The 17,572-nt window shown below is 42.9% G+C and carries 16 protein-coding genes; 3 read left to right on the top strand and 13 right to left on the bottom strand.

The window, feature by feature from the left end:
- Positions 1 to 3 precede the first annotated feature (3 nt).
- From SG0102_RS02335 to SG0102_RS02275, 13 genes are all read right to left on the bottom strand, one after another.
- On the bottom strand, positions 4 to 333 hold the full coding sequence (locus SG0102_RS02335) for a (2Fe-2S)-binding protein (RefSeq protein ID WP_125118458.1): 330 nt from the start codon (positions 331 to 333) through the stop codon (positions 4 to 6).
- A 1-nt stretch (position 334) separates the two neighbouring features.
- Entirely contained in the window at positions 335 to 1,912 is a 1,578-nt protein-coding gene (locus SG0102_RS02330; RefSeq protein WP_197715062.1) for an FAD-dependent oxidoreductase, read from the bottom strand.
- Positions 1,909 to 2,229 (bottom strand): (2Fe-2S)-binding protein, encoded by a 321-nt coding sequence (locus SG0102_RS02325; protein ID WP_125118457.1) that lies wholly within the window; start codon positions 2,227 to 2,229, stop codon positions 1,909 to 1,911. Before SG0102_RS02325 ends, SG0102_RS02330 begins: the two co-directional genes overlap by 4 nt.
- A gap of 18 nt (positions 2,230 to 2,247) precedes the next feature.
- A complete protein-coding gene (locus SG0102_RS02320; protein WP_125118456.1) occupies positions 2,248 to 3,648 on the bottom strand; it encodes an APC family permease in 1,401 nt (466 codons plus the stop codon).
- A 30-nt stretch (positions 3,649 to 3,678) separates the two neighbouring features.
- Positions 3,679 to 4,026: a P-II family nitrogen regulator gene (locus SG0102_RS02315; RefSeq protein ID WP_125118455.1), complete on the bottom strand. Its 348-nt coding sequence runs from the start codon at positions 4,024 to 4,026 to the stop codon at positions 3,679 to 3,681.
- A 14-nt stretch (positions 4,027 to 4,040) separates the two neighbouring features.
- Complete coding sequence (locus SG0102_RS02310; RefSeq protein ID WP_125118454.1) at positions 4,041 to 5,183, bottom strand: tyramine oxidase subunit B; 1,143 nt, start codon at positions 5,181 to 5,183, stop codon at positions 4,041 to 4,043.
- A gap of 262 nt (positions 5,184 to 5,445) precedes the next feature.
- Complete coding sequence (locus tag SG0102_RS02305; RefSeq protein WP_125118453.1) at positions 5,446 to 7,128, bottom strand: IS1634 family transposase; 1,683 nt, start codon at positions 7,126 to 7,128, stop codon at positions 5,446 to 5,448.
- 241 nt (positions 7,129 to 7,369) lie between these two features.
- Positions 7,370 to 8,377, bottom strand: coding sequence for an aldose epimerase family protein (locus tag SG0102_RS02300; RefSeq protein ID WP_125118452.1), 1,008 nt, complete (start codon positions 8,375 to 8,377; stop codon positions 7,370 to 7,372).
- Entirely contained in the window at positions 8,352 to 9,023 is a 672-nt protein-coding gene (locus SG0102_RS02295; protein ID WP_125118451.1) for an HAD family hydrolase, read from the bottom strand. The genes SG0102_RS02300 and SG0102_RS02295 overlap by 26 nt, the downstream gene beginning before the upstream one ends.
- Positions 9,020 to 10,423, bottom strand: coding sequence for a 6-phospho-beta-galactosidase (gene lacG / locus SG0102_RS02290; RefSeq protein WP_125118450.1), 1,404 nt, complete (start codon positions 10,421 to 10,423; stop codon positions 9,020 to 9,022). Before lacG ends, SG0102_RS02295 begins: the two co-directional genes overlap by 4 nt.
- Before the next feature lies 1 nt (position 10,424).
- Positions 10,425 to 12,080, bottom strand: coding sequence for a PTS lactose transporter subunit IIBC (locus SG0102_RS02285; RefSeq protein WP_125118449.1), 1,656 nt, complete (start codon positions 12,078 to 12,080; stop codon positions 10,425 to 10,427).
- 8 nt (positions 12,081 to 12,088) lie between these two features.
- Positions 12,089 to 12,397, bottom strand: a complete 309-nt coding sequence (locus SG0102_RS02280; RefSeq protein WP_125118448.1) for a PTS lactose/cellobiose transporter subunit IIA — start codon at positions 12,395 to 12,397, stop codon at positions 12,089 to 12,091.
- A gap of 15 nt (positions 12,398 to 12,412) precedes the next feature.
- Entirely contained in the window at positions 12,413 to 14,851 is a 2,439-nt protein-coding gene (locus SG0102_RS02275; protein ID WP_125118447.1) for a PRD domain-containing protein, read from the bottom strand.
- Positions 14,852 to 15,191: 340 nt separating this feature from the next.
- Between SG0102_RS02275 and nrdG the strand changes: the two genes are divergently transcribed.
- The 3 genes from nrdG (at position 15,192) to SG0102_RS02260 (ending at position 17,566) form a co-directional block, all read left to right on the top strand.
- A complete protein-coding gene (gene nrdG / locus SG0102_RS02270; RefSeq protein ID WP_125118446.1) occupies positions 15,192 to 15,686 on the top strand; it encodes an anaerobic ribonucleoside-triphosphate reductase activating protein in 495 nt (164 codons plus the stop codon).
- A 66-nt stretch (positions 15,687 to 15,752) separates the two neighbouring features.
- Positions 15,753 to 16,205 carry an S-ribosylhomocysteine lyase gene (locus SG0102_RS02265; protein ID WP_125118445.1) on the top strand — a complete coding sequence of 151 codons (453 nt, stop codon included), beginning with the start codon at positions 15,753 to 15,755 and terminating at the stop codon, positions 16,203 to 16,205.
- 32 nt (positions 16,206 to 16,237) lie between these two features.
- The gene (locus SG0102_RS02260; protein ID WP_125118444.1) at positions 16,238 to 17,566 is read left to right on the top strand and encodes an MATE family efflux transporter; all 1,329 of its coding nucleotides are present in this window, start codon (positions 16,238 to 16,240) and stop codon (positions 17,564 to 17,566) included.
- Positions 17,567 to 17,572 lie beyond the last annotated feature (6 nt).

Below are 17,572 nucleotides of genomic sequence, written 5' to 3'. Positions count from 1 at the left end.
GAATTATTCCCCCTCTCCTAAGTCATCACCGCAGGTCGCCATCTGCGCTGGGCGCATTGGTGAACGGGAGGTGGCGACTTCGATTTCTGTCATGGGCACATGTAATTCTTTCGCTACTAAACGTCTCGTCAGCAGACCGCAGGTCTGCCCCTGGCATAAGCCCATGCCGCAGCGTAAGAATCGTCTTAACTCTTCAATGGTAAACAAACCGGAATGAATAGCTCTCCGAATTTCTCCTTTGGTCACCTCTTCACAGCGACAGACTAATAAGTCATCATCATCTTCGGGCAGATAAGGACCAATTTCTTTTAATGCTTCCTGGATATCAAACATATTATTCATCCCCCTTTTTATAGAAACGTGCGCGATCAACGTAGGCCGCTGGCACTTTCATCGTTACTAATGCGGTATGATCATAAGCTTTGACGCTGCGGACATTAACAATTTCAGCCTCGCATAAAACGCAGCCATCGCGTCCTAATGCGACGCCCCTGTCGCCTTTTGCTGGCAGCGGCAGAAATTCATAAGGTAAAGTGACTAAACCAAAATCCTCATGTTCTTCAACTAAGAAGATCGCCTGCCCAGGACAGGACGCCACGCACATCCCGCAGTTGATACATTCGCTTTCACTGACGGAAATCGGCAAAGACGTCATATGCTTGCCAATCGAGATACAGCCTTTATGGCAGGCACTCTGACATGGGTTACAGGGAATATTCTGGGTACATTCAATCACTGGATGCACTTTGGCTTTATGAATAAAGCCAGGGAAACGTTCAATTTCATCATCGGCCACATAACCATGTTTGAGCAAGTTTGTCGAAATAGGAATTTGTTCTTCCGTTTCGGTAATCTTTTTGCCTCGATTTTTCGGAGCGAACATCCCCTGACGTAAGGAATCCAGGGACGCTGCGAGTTCGCTTTCACGCTCCTCCTTCGCTTTTTTTGAGGTATAGCCTAAGTATTCAGCCACGGCGATCCCGCTCATGCGGCCTTCAATCATCGCGGATGAAGCTTCTTCAATGCCCGCCACATCACCGGCAGCGAAGATGCCTGGAATGCTTGTCGCGCCGCATGCATCACAGTCAGGGACAAAGCCGCCGCGGGTATCTTTCATGCCGACACCATCCATCTTTAATAACTGCGCCATTGGTGATAAGCCAACGGCTACGCAGATGGTATCGACATCGAAATGTTTCTCGGTACCTGGAATGAACCGAAAATGTTCATCAACTTCCGCAATGGTGACACCTGTCACATGATCATCACCTTCGGCTTCTTTGATCGTATGCGATAAATAAAACGGAATACCTGTTCTCGCTAATTTAGAGGCATGGACGCCATAGCCGCCAATACTTGGCGCCGCGTCAACTAACGCCACAACGTCACAGCCTGCCTGTAATAACTGGAAAGAGACCACTAAGCCAACGTTTCCGGTTCCTAACATTAAGATCTTATTGCCGGGTTTGATATGATGGAGGTTCATCATCGTCTGAGCGGCCCCCGCGCCGATCACGCCAGGCAGCGTCCAGCCTCTGAAGTTCACCATATTTTCACTCGCCCCCGTCGCCACTAAAATCGCATCACCTTTGACATGATGGACTTCATTCTCGATCATGACGGTAATTTCTTTTTCTGCAAATAAACCCATAACGGTCGCATTGAGGACAACTTCGACACCTTTTTCCCGCGCTTCATTGAGCAACTGTTCGCCAATTTTGAAACCGCGGATTTTGGCGCGATGTTCTTTGGAGCCAAAGAACTTGTGAATTTGTTTGAATAACTGTCCGCCAGGACGGGCATTTTCATCGTAAACGGTCACTTTAATGCCATGGCTGGCCGCTTCAATGGCTGCCGATAGCCCGGCAGGACCCGCCCCGATCACGATCAATTCTTTATGTTCCATTTTCATTTTGACCCCTCCTTATTCGTGACACCATACTGTGTTTCCACGACCATATTTGCTTTTAATGGTGTAATGCAGGTACGGACATTCGGCACGCCATCGACGATCATGACGCAGTCAGTGCAGCGGCCAATGGCGCAGAAGACGCCTCTTGGTTCATGTCTTTTGGCTGTGTAACGATGCACCATGATGCCGTTGACACGCAGCGCGGAAGCGATCGGCTCGCCTTCATAGCCTTCTAATGTTTTGCCATCACAGGTAAAGGTCACAACTTTCCCTGCTGGCCTTTCCCCTAAGATGGGATGCATTGAAATTCTATCCATATAAGTTCCCCCTGAGAGTTATTTCCAGATACCTCTTCTTTTTCTGATTTTGTAGTACATTGTATTTTCCATCGCCAGGACTTTTTCCATTGGCACTGGTTTAAAGATGGGTATGCGCATCTTGACTTTCGTCCAGATGATCGCATAGACAAAGAGAATAACAAAGATGACCCCGGTCAAAGCCCAAATATGATGACGTTCTACTGGATCAATCGAGATGTTCATAATCATGTACACTTCCCCTAAGATCCCAATGATTGGTAAGATGGGACCAAAAGGGACTTTAAAGCTTCTTGGCGCATTGGGTAATCGTTTACGGAATACGAGTAAATCGATATGTGCGGTAATATAGGAAGCCATCCAGAACACGGATCCGACTAAGATTAAGAAACTGATACGATCAGAAGAATCCTGGGATAACCAGGCAAATAATAAGATTGATAAAGTAACTGCCCAAATACCGATATAAGGCACTTTATGTTTGTTTAACTTCCCAAAAAACTGAGGCATCAGATTCGTTCGCGACATCCCCGCAAAGATGCTGGATAGCCCCTGCACAGTTGAGTTTTGGGTACTGACAACCGCTAAGGCGGCCACGAAAGCCATCCAGATCTGGCCGGCTTTGCCTAATAAGTTTTCTCCATAGAGTAAATGCGGGGCGGCACTGGCCGCTAAAGCATCCCAGTAGGTATAGTTTTTAAAGCCCATAATAAGAATCGACTGGACTAAACAGATAATGCCTAAGCCAATGAACATTCCTAAAGGAACATTACGCTTCGCATTTTTGACATCCTTGGAAATGGGAATCGCATATTCGGCACCAATAAATAACCAGAAGGCCACAGCGGTCATCGACACGACATTTTTGAAATGCGGATGCATGATGGCCGGCTGATGAATGACCGTGCCGGTGCCTAATTTGAAGACGCCGATAAGCCCCATCAGAAGCATCGAACCAAGTAATAAATAAGCAACCAAATCCTGAATCTTCGCAAACATATCGACACCGCGTAAATTCGCAATCAGGATGACGATTGAGGCTAACACCGTCCAAAAGAAATTGGGAATCGGTAAGCCTAAGACTTTCCCCATCGCATAGGCGAAGATCGAGGCTTCTACCCCTGAGGAGAGGATATTCGAAATCATATAGCCGCCCACCATCAGAACGATCGTTGGCACCGGGCCAATGCCCGCTAACGTATACTGAGCCAGACCGCCGGTAACGTTGGGCATTAAGGCATTGAGTTCACTCATTGTGGCCATCGTCACCATGTTTAACAAACAGGCAATGATCATCGCAAAGATGAACAGCTCACCGATTTCCCCAGCCCCCTGGCCTAAGGAAATCAGACAGCTGGTCGCAATGACTAAACCAACGGAGACGGAGACAACGTTACGTAAGCCGAGTTTCTTTTCCATAAAAGTTCCCCCTTTCCTTTAGGAAGATGTTTATAAAGCTTTTTCTCCGTGATCTCCTGTGCGGACGCGAATGACATCATCTAAGCTCATGACAAAGATCTTGCCATCACCGATATGACCGGTATACAGCGCTTTTTCCACACGATCGACAATCTCTGCCACACGTTCACTTTCGACGACGCACTGCACCTCTATTTTTGGCAACAATTCCATTTCATAGTTTTCATCCACTTCATATTCTTTCGTGCCCTTTTCAGCGCCACAGCCTAAGACCTGAATGAAAGTCATTCCTCGGACACCCAACTGACTTAGTTCGCTTTTCAATAGACTGAATTTGGACATGTCACAGATAATTTCAATTCTTGATAGTTTACTCATACGCTTTTCCCCCTTTATGCCATTTCTGGTTTGTCCCAGAGATTTAACTTCACGCCAATGCCTAGCTCTTTAGCTTTCTTATAGACGCTGCAGCCCCAGGCGACATCTTCGACCGGCATTCCGCCAACGGAATAAATAATGATTTCATCATCACTTGTTCGTCCAGGTGTTTTGCCTAAGATGATATCCGCCATTTCGGCGATGTCTTCTTTCTTCTTTTTGCCTTCATGAATCAAATCGGTAAATTTCGATCCAATAATGGCAATCTTAGGATAAGTCGGATAGGGATATTCCTCTTCCCAGGCTTCATATAACATCATGTTATCAACGACGCATTTGGCTTTGACAACCATCTCATCATCAAACTTCGCCGCTGATGGCATCGAGATAAAAGCCCCTGGCTTGACCCATTCTTTTGCCACATAAGGATAAGTATCCACAATGGCGATATCATCACCGCACTGAGCAACCGTGGTGAAAGAAATAATATCGGCATCGCGGACCGCTTCTTCTTCCGTTTCACACACTTTGATTTCATCAAACTGTGGGAATTCTTTCTTCACAAAATCAATAAAACTGTCAATCGACTTGCGGCCGCGCCCTTTAATATGCAAACGATGCAGTTTGGGGCAAGTCACCGCAAAAGCGGCTAAGCTCGTTTTGCCCATGACCCCAGGACCAATAATCGCAACGGTTTCACTATCTTTCCGGGCTAAGTACTTCGCCCCCACACCCGGCACCCCGCCGGTTCGGTAAGCGGATAATAAGTTCGCTGACATAAAGGCTAACGGTGCCCCAGTGTCTTTATCAGATAAGGTCATCATCAAGATACTTCTTGGTAAGCCTTTTTCTTTATTTTCAATATTGGAGCCATACCATTTGACTCCGGCCATCTGATATGCCCCGCCAAGATATGCTGGCATCGCCATAAAGCGACGATCCTGAGTATTTCTGGGCATTCCCGGAAACTTCGGATGATCTGGGAACATGATCATACAGCCATGGGAGTTGCCATTTTCCCCGCCCATGCGGTAGTCCCCTTCTTTTAACAGCAGTAACATCGATTCCATTGATGCCACGCAGGCTTTCATGTCTTTAACCCCGGCTTTGATCATATCCGGTTCTGAGAGATATAAGAAATCGATTTTCGTATCCATAACTATACGCCCCCTTGTGGATTTCTTTCTTGTATGCTTCACAGTATAAACTCTAGCATTATACTAGGGTCAATAACTTTTTATCATTTTGATTGTATTTTATTATAACAATAATGATTCTCTCTTAACTTCCTAGAATTTTCTCACTATTTCAGTTAATAATTATACGTTTAATATATTCTGTTAAATGTAGATATACAAAAGCATCCTGATTAATGGAATATCATCAGGATGCTTTTTAAATTAATTTATTATACTATATCTAAACATCGTTCAACTCTTTGCACAAACTCGCGTTTCGCTTTTTCAGAACATTTGCATCAATGCCAAATGCCTTAAGAATAGCCTTCTGAGTTTTTGTTGTGGCATGATCTACTATATAATCACCTTGACCATCTCTAATTAATTGCATCTTCTCCAACTCTCTAATAGCTGCTGGTACTGTCATATAATTTGGTTTCTTTTTCATCTTTTCTTCTTCACGCTTCAATTGAATGTGCATTCTGTTTCTTAATATCAGTGCTATAAATTCCACAAACATCTTCGTTCTCATTGATTCCCCTGAATAAACTCTGATCGCATCCGCCCCCAAATAAGATTTATCTCCTCTAAATAATTTTTCGGACGTATCTCTGCTTTTATAAATCTCAAGAGCTTCTTTGGCAGTTAACGGTTCTGATGTAATAATACAGAAATATCCAAAAAGTGATAATTCTTCGATAATAACATTATTTTTTTCACTTGCACAAATAAATGTCCCATCCTTATGCATTTCAAGATTGAAATATTTACTATATTTGTTTGATATCGTCGCTTTCGTTCCTCTGAGACTATCCAGAAAATCTTTCATAGCTGCTATCTTATCCTCAAAACATTCTGTTTCCAAAGCATTTCTTTTATTAGAATAGTAAAGATGAAAATAACGATCTTTTTCATCAGAGGCATAAAGTGTTCGCTTAACTGTTTTTCCATATACCCTATATTTTGGTATAAAACAGTCTCTATCCTTTTCAAAAGTATCCTGGTTTTCCAAAACAATGCTTCTTACTAAGCTTTTTTGTCCCTTGACCATAATTATAAAAGGATAGTCTGCATGATCCAAGTCATGTATATTTGGTTTACTAAAGTAGCCTCTGTCCAAAATAAACCCAATATTCCTGTACCCATATCCCTGAGCCTTGCCAATCATATATCTCAGCTGGGATACATCCACAATACTTCCCGGATACTGCTCATAGAAAAGAGGCTGCTCATTACAGGTATCATAGGCCATAGCTATATTTACAATAGGCAATCCCTTATCAACCTTTGCATGTCCAAATTCCACCATATCTATGTCTCCAGCTTGACAGTTTTTATTGGTTGAATCATAAGAAACATAAATGCGCTTATCGTGATCTCGATTGCAGTTCCAGTCATTCATAAAGCCTTGAATTTGATTCGGTTCAACCGATGCCAGAAAGCTTGAAATCTTTGAATCGCTATATATTTTCATATGGTCCGTCATCAGAGGATGCTCAAATGCATAATAGGGATAGTACTGGCCCTGAAAATTTTCAGTTATGATCGCATAGAAAGCTAAATCAAGAATCAGATTTGCATCTTCAGATGTAAATCTTTTTTCGAGTATCTTTTTTAATTCCATCTCTCGCGCCAATTCTGATAAAACAATATAAGCCCCCACTTTAAGGCAGCCGCTTCTTTCTGAAGAATGATCTTCGGATAGCTCGTCCCTTCCAAAATATTTAATATAGTTCTGATTTGGATACATCATGCCAGCTTCATCAGCCACTTTGCCTATATTGACAAATTTAGGAATAGCATACTTTTTGTCCGGATAATACTTAGCCTCTAAAAGATATCGAACATAGCAGTTTTTACCTTTCTTTGTCTGATTGATTCTTCCTTTTTCTTCTGGAATTTTAACCAGTTCTTTCAAAAACATAAAAGCACCTCTTTTCAACGATTTTTTAGTGAGATTCTTCACTAGTATTATATCATAACTTCATAAGAAAAGATATAAAAAATAGCAAAAATAGCATGATTTTTTCAACTATTTTTGCTCTTTCGAATAAATCGATTAAGTTTTAGTGATCATTTTTCAGGAAGTTAACATTCTCATTATTTGTCTATTAACGAAATCAATCGTTTAAACATAGAAAAAGACTAAAAGATTAGTAAATCTTCTAGCCTTCATGAGTGAATGTATAAGATGTGGATGCCTGATAACTCTCCCCTGGTTTTAAGATCGTCGGTGAGTCTTTTTCCAAGTGGATGCTATCGGGAAGATACGATGTTTCTATGCACAGCGCACTTTGCGCGTTCATCGGATATTTATGTTTGCCTAAGCGGCCATCTAAATAGTTAGCACTATAAATCTGCGCCAAAGGCAGAGATGTCGATACTTTCATTGTGATCCCGCTCGCTTTTGAACGTAAAATCACCTGATCATGATTGTCATCAAATAAGAACGGATGATCTAAGCCGCGGGCAAGGATAATCTGGGGATCATCGCTATGTAAAGCTTCCCCAATCGCTTTTTCCTTTGTGAAATCAAAAGGTGTATGGTGGATATCCCTGATTTCACCAGTGACTAAGCCATCACCATCAACGAGGGCATAGTGCGAGGCTTTCACCGTAAGCAGATGATCATCAATAGGACACGCGATGCCATCTAAGTTAAAGTACGTATGATTAGTGAGATTGACTAAAGTCGTTTGACTCGTCACTGCCTGATAATCCATCGTGAGGGTTGTTTTGTCTAATGTGTAGGTGACATAGACATCTAACGTGCCGGGATAGCCTTCCTGGCCATCAGGCGATAAGTAATGGAAAGTGACCTGATGATTGGTATAAATGTAGTCAAATAAGCGATAAGAAAAACCTTTGAGACCGCCATGCAAGCTATGAGGACCATTATTGATTGGCAAATGATAGGTTTTGCCGTCTAAAGTAAAGCGTCCTTTCGCAATGCGGTTAGCGCAGCGACCAACACTAGCACCTAAGTAGCCATCATAACGCATGTAATCAAAGACATCACCATATCCAAGTACCACATCACGGATATGCTTTTGCGCATCAGAAACATAAATATTTTTGATCGTGGCTCCCAGATTGAGGAGATGGACTTCCATCTCCTCATTACGGAGAATAATTTCATCAATCAGATTATTGTGAGCAATCACTTTTGTCATAACAGACCTCCGTTAAATCACTGATGACCCGCACGACGCCAGGCAGTTTTTGGTAGGTATCTTTCTGCCCTGCCGTATCAATGACAATGATTTCATGACAGCCCGCTTCATAGGCGCTTTGAATTCCAGAGATGCTGTCTTCATAAATCAAACAGTCAGAAATATCTACGCCAATATTGTGCGCCGCCTTAATAAACATCGCCACTTTATTTTGATAAGTGCCATCATCATAAACAATTTTTGAGATATCAAAGTAATCATCTAAATGAAAGGAAGAGATAAAGAAATCAATATTCTCTTTAATCGATGCACTGGCAATAGTAAATGGGATATGCCTTTTCTGCAAGGATTGAAAATAGTCATAAGCCCCATTAATCAAATGAAAGGAAGCCGGATCTTTCTGACAGTAAGCGCGGTAGTATTCTTCCTTTAAGGCACTGTATTTTTGAATCTGCGGCTTCGTCCCTTTCCCCGCTAACATCTCGCTTATAATGACATCATTAGGAACGCCATTGAACTTGGTAAAGAGCTCTTCCTTAGTAATAGGACAATGACGAAGCAGCTGAGAGATCTGATTCCAGGCTTTGACATGTTTATCATGATCGAGAAAAAGTGTCCCATTAAAATCAAAGATCACCCCTTTCATTCGATCACGTCCTTACGGTCAATGACCATCTTATAGTAATAAGCAGAACACTTTGGATAACGTTTCTGGGTCTCAAAGTCGACATAGAAGAGGCCATAACGCTTGTTGTAGCCATTTGACCAGGAGAAGACATCCATTAAAGACCAGACAAAGTAGCCTTTCACATGAGCGCCATCAGCGATGGCTTGTTTTAAAACTTTTAAGTGTTTATTGATATAATCACAGCGTGGCGTGTCATCAATAAAACCATCTTCGAAGGTATCTTTATAACCCATGCCATTTTCGGTAATATAAATAGCTTTATACATTGGATACTGCTTTTTAATACGCATGATCATATCATACATGCCTTGCGGGTAGATGAGCCAGTCCCAGTCCGTCGTTTCAATGCCTTCTTTAAACATTCGTTCACCAATACCTTTGAGACGGAAACGGTTGGTGCCTTTTTCACCAGTGCCATTATGGAAGATATCATTCTCCCCATCATAGCTTTTAATAAAATGACTCTGATAATGATTCATGCCCAAGTAATCAATCATAGAAGCTGCTTTTTTCATAATTGCCAGATCGGCCGGATCAGGATTAAAGTCACCGCCATTAAGAGCGGCTAAGTCCCGAATAACAGCTAAAGTCTCATCGGTATATGTCCCTAAGAAGGTCGCATCTAAGACAAACTGATTGGCTAAGATATCTTCCTTCTTCGCGGCTAAGCGATCTTCTTCATTATCTTCATAAGGATATTTCGTCTCTAATGAGTGAATGACACCAATTTGACCAGGATAGCCGCCTTCTTTAAAGGCTAAGACCGCTTTAGCATGAGCGAGCATCATATAATGCATCGAGAGAATCGCTTTGGGAATATCATATTTGATCCCTGGCGGGAAAGTCCCTTCAATATACTGATTGGTAGCCACCGGCCATACTTCATTGAAGGTAAACCAGTATTTGACTTCCTGATGGTATTCTTCAAAGCAAAACTTTGCATAAGCGGCATAGGCTTCAACCGTGTCTTTATTGAGGAAGTCCCCGGCTTTATGAAGGGTATCGGGCGTATCGAAATGATGCAATGTCACATAAGGTTCAACGCCGTTTTTATGGCATTCCTGAAAAACGCGATGATAAAAATCCACGCCTTCCTGGTTGATGCTGCCTGTTCCTTCAGGGAAGATACGGCTCCAGGCAATAGAAATACGAATGGCTTTGATGTGGAATTTACGACATAAATCTAAATCCACGGGATACTGATGGTAAAAATCACTGGCGGGATCACCGGATAAACGCCCCTGGGCGGCGAGAAAGTCGTCCCAGGCGACTTTCCCCTTTCCATGAGTGCGGGTTTCTCCTTCACACTGATAAGCAGCGGTCGCGCCGCCAAAGACAAAATCATTAGGAAATTTCATGTTATGCTTCCTCCAATACGCTAAATACAAATTCTAATGCTTTCTGTGGGTTACGGGTTAATTCAATATACTGTTTCCCCTGACAAGCCACCGACTTAATACCTAAACGATCGGTATCTTTCTTTAAATCCTGATAGTATGAGGCCACCTGCGGGGCTAAGATGACCAGATCATAGTCTTTCATAATATCGGTGTGTGCGCCATAACTGCCCGCTGCCGTCACTAATGGAATGCCTTTTTCCTTAGCGCCTTTGGCTAAGGCATTGGCTAATAAACCAGACGTTCCGCCGCCGGCACATAAGACCAGAATCTTTTTCGAATCTAAGACTTCGCCGTCGACATCGACTTCTTTTTCCGCTTTGACTTCATTCGTCGCATTCTTTTCTTCTTCCACTTTTTCAGCGTCATACACTTTAAAGAATGGATAATACATGACAAAGTCTAACGCCACCACAGCCGCTAAGAAGACACATGGTAAGAGTTTCATGCCACAGCCTAAGATAATCCCAATGGGACCAGGGGTTGTCCAAGGTAAGGTATAAAGGAACCCATCCATACCTAAGAAATCAATAAAGATTTTAAGCAGCCAGATATTGAAGACTGGTGTTAAAATAAATGGCACAAAGAACACTGGGTTTAAAACCATTGGTGCCCCAAATAAGAATGGTTCATTGACATTGAAGAATACCGGAATGGCTGAGGCGCGGCCAATCGCTTTTAACTGTTTAGACTTCGCTAAGAAGGCAAACATCAGACAAGGCACTAAGGTAGCTCCGGTACCGCCAAGGCAGACAACGAAATACTGCGCGCCTAATGATAAGACATGTGTCGCATGCTGGCCCGCCTGAACAGCGGCTAAGTTTTCCGACATGCCCAGTAATAAAGCAGCCGAGATCGCTGGTTCGACGATCGATGGACCATGGACGCCGACAAACCAGAATAAGGACATCGCGCCATAGATAATGGCTAAACCGATATAACCGTCAGCGGCGCCAAATAATGGCTGGAAGACATTGATCACGCCCTGGGCAAAACAGTAACCAAAGATATTTCTAAAACCTAAATCAAATAACCAGAAGAAGACAATCGCTACCGAGAAAGGAATAACATCCTTGAAAGTCTGTGAAATGTTTGGTGGAACCTGTTCTGGTAATTTGATGGTGATATTGCGTGAGACAAAGAACTTATAAATCCCGCCGACAATAAAGGCTGAGATAAAAGCCGTTAATAAGCCTTTTGAGCCAAGCAGGGCATTGCCAAAGCCGGCGGCGCCGTCTTTCGCGGTTAAGGCATCACTTGATAAAAGTAAGAACCCAACCATTGAAGCGACCATTGTGGAAATGAAGTTCAGCTGGTTGTTTTCTGGCATATCACGATTTAAAGCATCGGTGAAATGTTTCGCCGTCGTGGCCGAAACGACTAAAGCCATAATGCCCATTGAATAGTTATAAGGTTTCATTAAAATGGTTTCAATCGATTTTGGCCAGTTGTAGCCCCAGATATTAGGAACGTAAGCAATTAATAAGAAAATCGATGAGAAGATAATGATCGGCATCGCCGATAAGAAACCATCACGAATAGCTTTTAAATAACGGTTACGGGCTAACTTATCAAAAAATGGTTTACCCTTTTCAATTGTTCCAATAATTGTATCCATACGCTCACCTACTTTTTGTACACATCAACGAGGGTACTCATAATATCTTTTAAAAGCATCGTGGTCATCAGATGATCCTGGGCATGCACGGTAATAAAACCGACTTCCACGCCCTGACCGCGGGCTTCTTCCTGTAATAATTCAGTCTGGGATTTGTGGGCATCAACCAGACACTGATTCGCTTCTTCGATCAAAGCTTCACATTTTTCAAAATTCTGCTTTTTGGCTTCCTCTAGTGCCAAGAGTAATTTGGTGCGAGCATCGCCGGAATACGCGACGATTTCAAATCCTACCATGGTTGCTTCTTCTTTTGTCATAACTGTCTTTCTCCTTTACCTTTTCACAATGTGAATGAGGGTCGCAACATCTCCTTCTAAGAAAGAAATGTGGAAATAACGCGCGATCGATTCTAAAGACTGAGTGAGGGCTTTGGTTTCCTGAGGATACTTCTCAATGATCTTATCGGAATCAAAGTTGACAATCGGCGTTTTGTTTTTCATCAGCCGATCCACTAAGCAGGCCATGTGGACCATTAAGCCAACATAAGCATCTTCATCTAAGTCAATCGATAAAATCCGTTGGAAGTCCTCCATAAAGGGGACAATTGTCTTTTCCAGATCGGCTCTGGAAAAGGCTTCAAACTGTGATTCCAGGTAACCAAGAATATCGAAGGATTCTTCTTTTTCTAAAAGCTCTCTCATCGAAGTCACGTTTTCTAAACGCGTCGCTTCGATATAGCGAACATTGAAGAAATGGGGATCATACGTGCCAATAACCGCTTCTAACGACCCAATCATGAGGAGCGCATCAATTTGCCTTGCAAAATCTTCCGGGCCATCCGCTTCAAAGCTGTACACTTCATAATCAGCGGCGCCGTCTAAAGCTTTCAGCTGCTTTTTGATATCCTCACTCGCCTTTTCTTCTCGCGTCGAAAACGCCACAAGAATTTTGCCATTAACGTTTTTCATCACGCTGCCGGCATTGGCATAATCCAATAAGCGATTGTGGACTTCTTCCAAGCGGTAACCCTGATCCGCAAGCTTTAAGGCGCTCATGACTAATAATGGCACCGGCATCTCCAGGCAGCGAATGGGCACATGCACTTCTTCGGCGATACTGTTAAGCATCACTTTGAAAGAGCCCATATCATAAATCACCTGGATCCCCATCCCCTGATCAATCGTCTGCACGCATGTCTTTAAGCGCTCATAGGTCGCATTGAGATCTTCCTCTAAAGCCATATCGAAGCTATACACTTGATTTTTTGGCATCAGATGAAAAACAACGTCTTGAACCGCACTGGCGGCTTGCCCATGCATGGCAATGAGGACGACCACCTGCTTCTCTAACTTCGTTTCACTCACCGAGGCGAGAAATAAAGAAAGGAAGAGACTTTCATCAAGGACTGTCTTCTTTCCGGTAGCTTCCTCAACCTGGCGTAAAAACTGACGACTAAGCAGATATTCCTGATTATAGGCATCCGCTAAATCCATCATCACCGCGTAGCTGAGAAGCGGCTTCTGATCAATAATGAGCCCGCTTTGGATATGCAAAGCGATACTGATGACATATGCATGATCGTAGTGACGATTAAGCTTCTCGCCCGCTTCTTTAAGAAAACTGCCCGTTAATGTCTGTAAATCTTCATTGATGACATTTTCCTCGCTGTTTTCCTGATACAGCTGATAAAGATCATGCAGATAGTCCTGAATGTTTTCACTGATGTGATGATCAGGCGCTGCATTGAGCATCTGCGCTAACCGTTTTCGCTTCTCATAAACAAGCTGATAAAGATCTGTCTCAATTTCCTTCTCCCGCGTTTTTAACGTCGTCTCAGCCGTAAAGATGAACAAGGCGGTATGCGCGAGAAACTCCCGCACATCCTGACGATTTTTCATCTCCAGAAGGCTGCGGCGAATCGCTGCCCCAAAGTCATTGAGCTGCAGAGTAAGGGCTCCGCTTTTTTGTCGCTTAAACGCATTAGCGACGCCTTTTTCGACATCCAGTCGTAACTGCTTGAAGCCGCCCTGACAGTTATACACCAGTAAGCACTGCATCAGACCGCTATTTATGATCAGACGATCATTAAGCCGTTTCGCTTCTTTCTGGCAGATTTGTTCAATAAAGCCAAAGCGATCAGGTAGCGACAGATTATTCACATCAGGCAGATGGACAATAAAGCGCACATCCTCCAGTAACGATGACACTTCCTCACTGGCCTGAAAGAAGATCACGCCCCGCCGCTCATTAAGCAGTTTTTCATAAGCACTATGACTTAACAGCTGAGCATTGCGAATCAGATAAAATCCTTCGTTTGATATAAAATTGTCTTGTGAATCATCGCGTACATCATAGATCTGTAAATCTTCTGACCCGATCATTCGTTTCGCATATGCATAGCGCATCGCCGCCTGGGCGAGATCCGTCGTTCCACTGCCGTCTTTGCCAATGAGCAGGACTTTCTTCGTCTCTTCGGGAAAGTTTAACGCCGCATTGATCGTTTCGATCGCTTCCTTAAAAAAACTTTCCTTCCCATATAAGCTGTCAAAAGCATCTTCGGCGCTATCTGGCTTCAGGGCATAGAGAACGGGACGTCCACTATACTTGATGACTTTTCCCTCACGCACTAAAGCATTGAGGATTGCCGAGAGGTTACTGCGCTGCATCGCGAGCTGCTCTGATAGAAAGGTCGTGGTACATTTGGGCACCTCTTCTTGATCTTCTCGACTGTAATTGACGAGGAATTCATAGACGCGTTGTTTGTTTTTCATCGTGGCCTCCTTGTCACAACTTCTCTATCCGCCATCCATCATAGTCAAAACCATTGCTCATCTCAAACGTGTCAAAAGTCCAGTTTTTATACACTATCAGCGCATTTCTTTCAGCAATCGCACCTTGTGTATAACTGTTTATACAGTAACTTATACAGATAGAGTCATTATGATCCTTATTATCATTTGTGTATCCGTTTACATTGTTATTATAACCTATTTTATACACTTGTAAAATTTTAATGAAATTGTAAAAAAAACATTGCCCGGGCAATAAGCAAGGCGCCATTCTTGAATGCGGGGGCAAAAAACACTATAATGAGCACTTGAGGTGAACATTATGAGATATGCACAAATACGAGAGATCGATGTCGCCAATGGGCCAGGCATCCGCGTCTCTTTATATACCCAGGGCTGTCGTCGTCACTGCCCTTTCTGTTTTAATGAGGAAACCTGGGATTTTAACGGTGGCCTTCCTTTTACCGAAAAAGAAGAAGATGCGATTATTACTTTAGTCAACAAACCCCATATTGCCGGTTTAACGATCTTAGGCGGCGAACCGATGGAAAAAGAAAGCCGTCCCGCGATTCTTCATTTATTGAAGCGTGTACGCAAGGAATGCCCTCATAAGAATATCTGGTTATACTCTTCCTTCTTATACGAAGATTTCAAAAACTTTGACGAACCGATTCTTGATTATGTCGATGTCTTAGTCGATGGCATGTTTATTAATGACTTAAAAGATCCGCACTTACATTTTCGCGGCTCTTCAAATCAGCGACTCATCAATATTCCGGAAACCAAAGCCAAAGGTGAGATCGTCTTATTTGAATAAGTCTTTACATTATCCTTTTAACCATTTATTATAATGATGAAAAAAGTGATTCAGGGGGAATACAAAATGGAAAGAATTAAAAGCTTTTGTGTGGATCACACAAAATTAAAGAAAGGCATTTATTTATCACGTTTAGACGGTGATCTCTATACCTGGGATATCCGTATGACGGAACCAAACAACGAACCAGCTTTAGATCCAAAAGCAGCGCATGCGATTGAACATATCGGGGCCACATTATTACGTAACTCGAGCGTGGCTGATAAAATCGTTTACTTTGGGCCAATGGGCTGTATGACAGGTTTCTACTTAATCACCCGTGATTTAGATATGTTAGCGAGTGTCCCAGTCATTATGGATACCTTCAAGAAGATTGCCGACTGGGAAGGTGAAATCCCTGGTGCGAAGCCAGAAGAATGCGGGAACTATACCTATATGGATTTAGAAGGCGCCAAAGCCGCCGCGAAACATTTCTTAAATGCCAGCTTAGAATTTGAATATCATTATTTAGAAAAATAAGTCTATACGACTTATTTTTTTCACAAGGTGTTATGACAAAAGATTTAACCAAAGGAAAACTCTTCCCCCTGATTATTGAATTTACCATTCCTTTAATTCTTGGAAATTTACTGCAATTACTCTATAACGCCATCGATTCGATTGTCGTCGGGCGTTTCGTCGGCAAAGACGCCTTAGCGGCCATCGGTACCGCCAATCCCATCACCACTTTATTAATTCTCTGGCTGAACGGTATTACCTTAGGCGCGGGGATCTTAATTGGTAACTTATATGGTGCCAAAGACTACAAGCGCCTCAAAAGGCAGATTTCCACCGCGATGATTGCGGGTGGAATCTTCTCTCTGATCGTTTCACTCTTAGGCATCCTTTTTGCATCGCAGCTGTTAATGCTCTTGCAGGTCCAAAAAAAGATCCTGCCGATGGCTACGATGTATTTACGCATTATCATGGCAGGTTTGATCTTTACCTTTATCTACAACTACTTTGCGTCTGTTTTACGAGCCATGGGCGATAGTGCTTCTCCGCTTTATTTCTTAGCGGCATCCGCTCTTTTTAATATTATCGGTGATCTCTTTTTCGTCATCGTCTTACATATGGGCGTTCATGGCGCCGCCATTTCCACCGTTGTTTGTGAAGCCTTAAGCGTCGTTATGTGTCTGCTTTATATCAAACATAAAGTGCCGATCTTACGCTTAGGCAAAGCCTGGCTCGTCTTTGATTTCAAGATGCTCAAAAAGACCATCACCTATGGTATCGTGACCGCTCTTCAGCAGTCCACCGTCCAGATCGGTAAACTGGGCATTCAGACCATCGTCAATACTATGGGTGTGCCGGAAATGGCGGCTTTCAACGTCGTCAATCGACCCGATGACTTTGCGATTCTGCCTGAGCAGAACATCGCTCATGCCATGACCGCCGTCATGGCTCAAAACAAAGGCGCACAGGAAACCAAACGTATGAAAGATACCTTCACCATTGGCATGAAAATTGAAATTGTCTATGGTTTCATTAGCGGAATCATCTTCCTCTTATTAGCGACACCAATCATGCACATTTTTACCTTAGATGCACAGGTAGTACGTTTAGGAGAAGAATATCTTCATCTGATTGCCTTCATGTATATGATTCCAGCGATCACCAATGGCGTACAGGGCTATTTTCGAGGCATCGGTGATTTAAAAATCACCTTCTTCTCTTCCCTCATCAATATGACGGGACGATGCCTCAGCTGTGCTTATTTTACCTTTGTCATGCATTTAGGCTTTAAAGCGGTGCCGATTTCTTATTTAGTCGGCTGGATTGTGATGATGGCTTTTGAAATTCCTTTTCTCATCAAATGGTACAATAAAACAGATATATAAAAATGA

The sequence above is a fragment of the Intestinibaculum porci genome, from assembly GCF_003925875.1.
Taxonomy (GTDB): domain Bacteria; phylum Bacillota_I; class Bacilli_A; order Erysipelotrichales; family Coprobacillaceae; genus Intestinibaculum; species Intestinibaculum porci.
This window is presented reverse-complemented; position numbering and strand designations above follow the sequence as displayed.

Excerpts from the sequence above, each read along its gene's own strand:
- SG0102_RS02275 (WP_125118447.1), bottom strand. The coding sequence starts at position 14,851 with ATGAAAAACAAACAACGCGTCTATGAATTCCTCGTCAATTACAGTCGA.
- SG0102_RS02300 (WP_125118452.1), bottom strand. The coding sequence starts at position 8,377 with ATGACAAAAGTGATTGCTCACAATAATCTGATTGATGAAATTATTCTC.
- SG0102_RS02325 (WP_125118457.1), bottom strand. The coding sequence starts at position 2,229 with ATGGATAGAATTTCAATGCATCCCATCTTAGGGGAAAGGCCAGCAGGG.
- SG0102_RS02310 (WP_125118454.1), bottom strand. The coding sequence starts at position 5,183 with ATGGATACGAAAATCGATTTCTTATATCTCTCAGAACCGGATATGATC.
- SG0102_RS02285 (WP_125118449.1), bottom strand. The coding sequence starts at position 12,080 with ATGGATACAATTATTGGAACAATTGAAAAGGGTAAACCATTTTTTGAT.
- SG0102_RS02330 (WP_197715062.1), bottom strand. The coding sequence starts at position 1,912 with ATGAAAATGGAACATAAAGAATTGATCGTGATCGGGGCGGGTCCTGCC.
- SG0102_RS02295 (WP_125118451.1), bottom strand. The coding sequence starts at position 9,023 with ATGAAAGGGGTGATCTTTGATTTTAATGGGACACTTTTTCTCGATCAT.
- SG0102_RS02260 (WP_125118444.1), top strand. The coding sequence starts at position 16,238 with ATGACAAAAGATTTAACCAAAGGAAAACTCTTCCCCCTGATTATTGAA.
- SG0102_RS02305 (WP_125118453.1), bottom strand. The coding sequence starts at position 7,128 with ATGTTTTTGAAAGAACTGGTTAAAATTCCAGAAGAAAAAGGAAGAATC.
- SG0102_RS02315 (WP_125118455.1), bottom strand. The coding sequence starts at position 4,026 with ATGAGTAAACTATCAAGAATTGAAATTATCTGTGACATGTCCAAATTC.
- SG0102_RS02265 (WP_125118445.1), top strand. The coding sequence starts at position 15,753 with ATGGAAAGAATTAAAAGCTTTTGTGTGGATCACACAAAATTAAAGAAA.
- SG0102_RS02320 (WP_125118456.1), bottom strand. The coding sequence starts at position 3,648 with ATGGAAAAGAAACTCGGCTTACGTAACGTTGTCTCCGTCTCCGTTGGT.
- lacG (WP_125118450.1), bottom strand. The coding sequence starts at position 10,423 with ATGAAATTTCCTAATGATTTTGTCTTTGGCGGCGCGACCGCTGCTTAT.
- SG0102_RS02280 (WP_125118448.1), bottom strand. The coding sequence starts at position 12,397 with ATGACAAAAGAAGAAGCAACCATGGTAGGATTTGAAATCGTCGCGTAT.
- SG0102_RS02335 (WP_125118458.1), bottom strand. The coding sequence starts at position 333 with ATGTTTGATATCCAGGAAGCATTAAAAGAAATTGGTCCTTATCTGCCC.
- nrdG (WP_125118446.1), top strand. The coding sequence starts at position 15,192 with ATGAGATATGCACAAATACGAGAGATCGATGTCGCCAATGGGCCAGGC.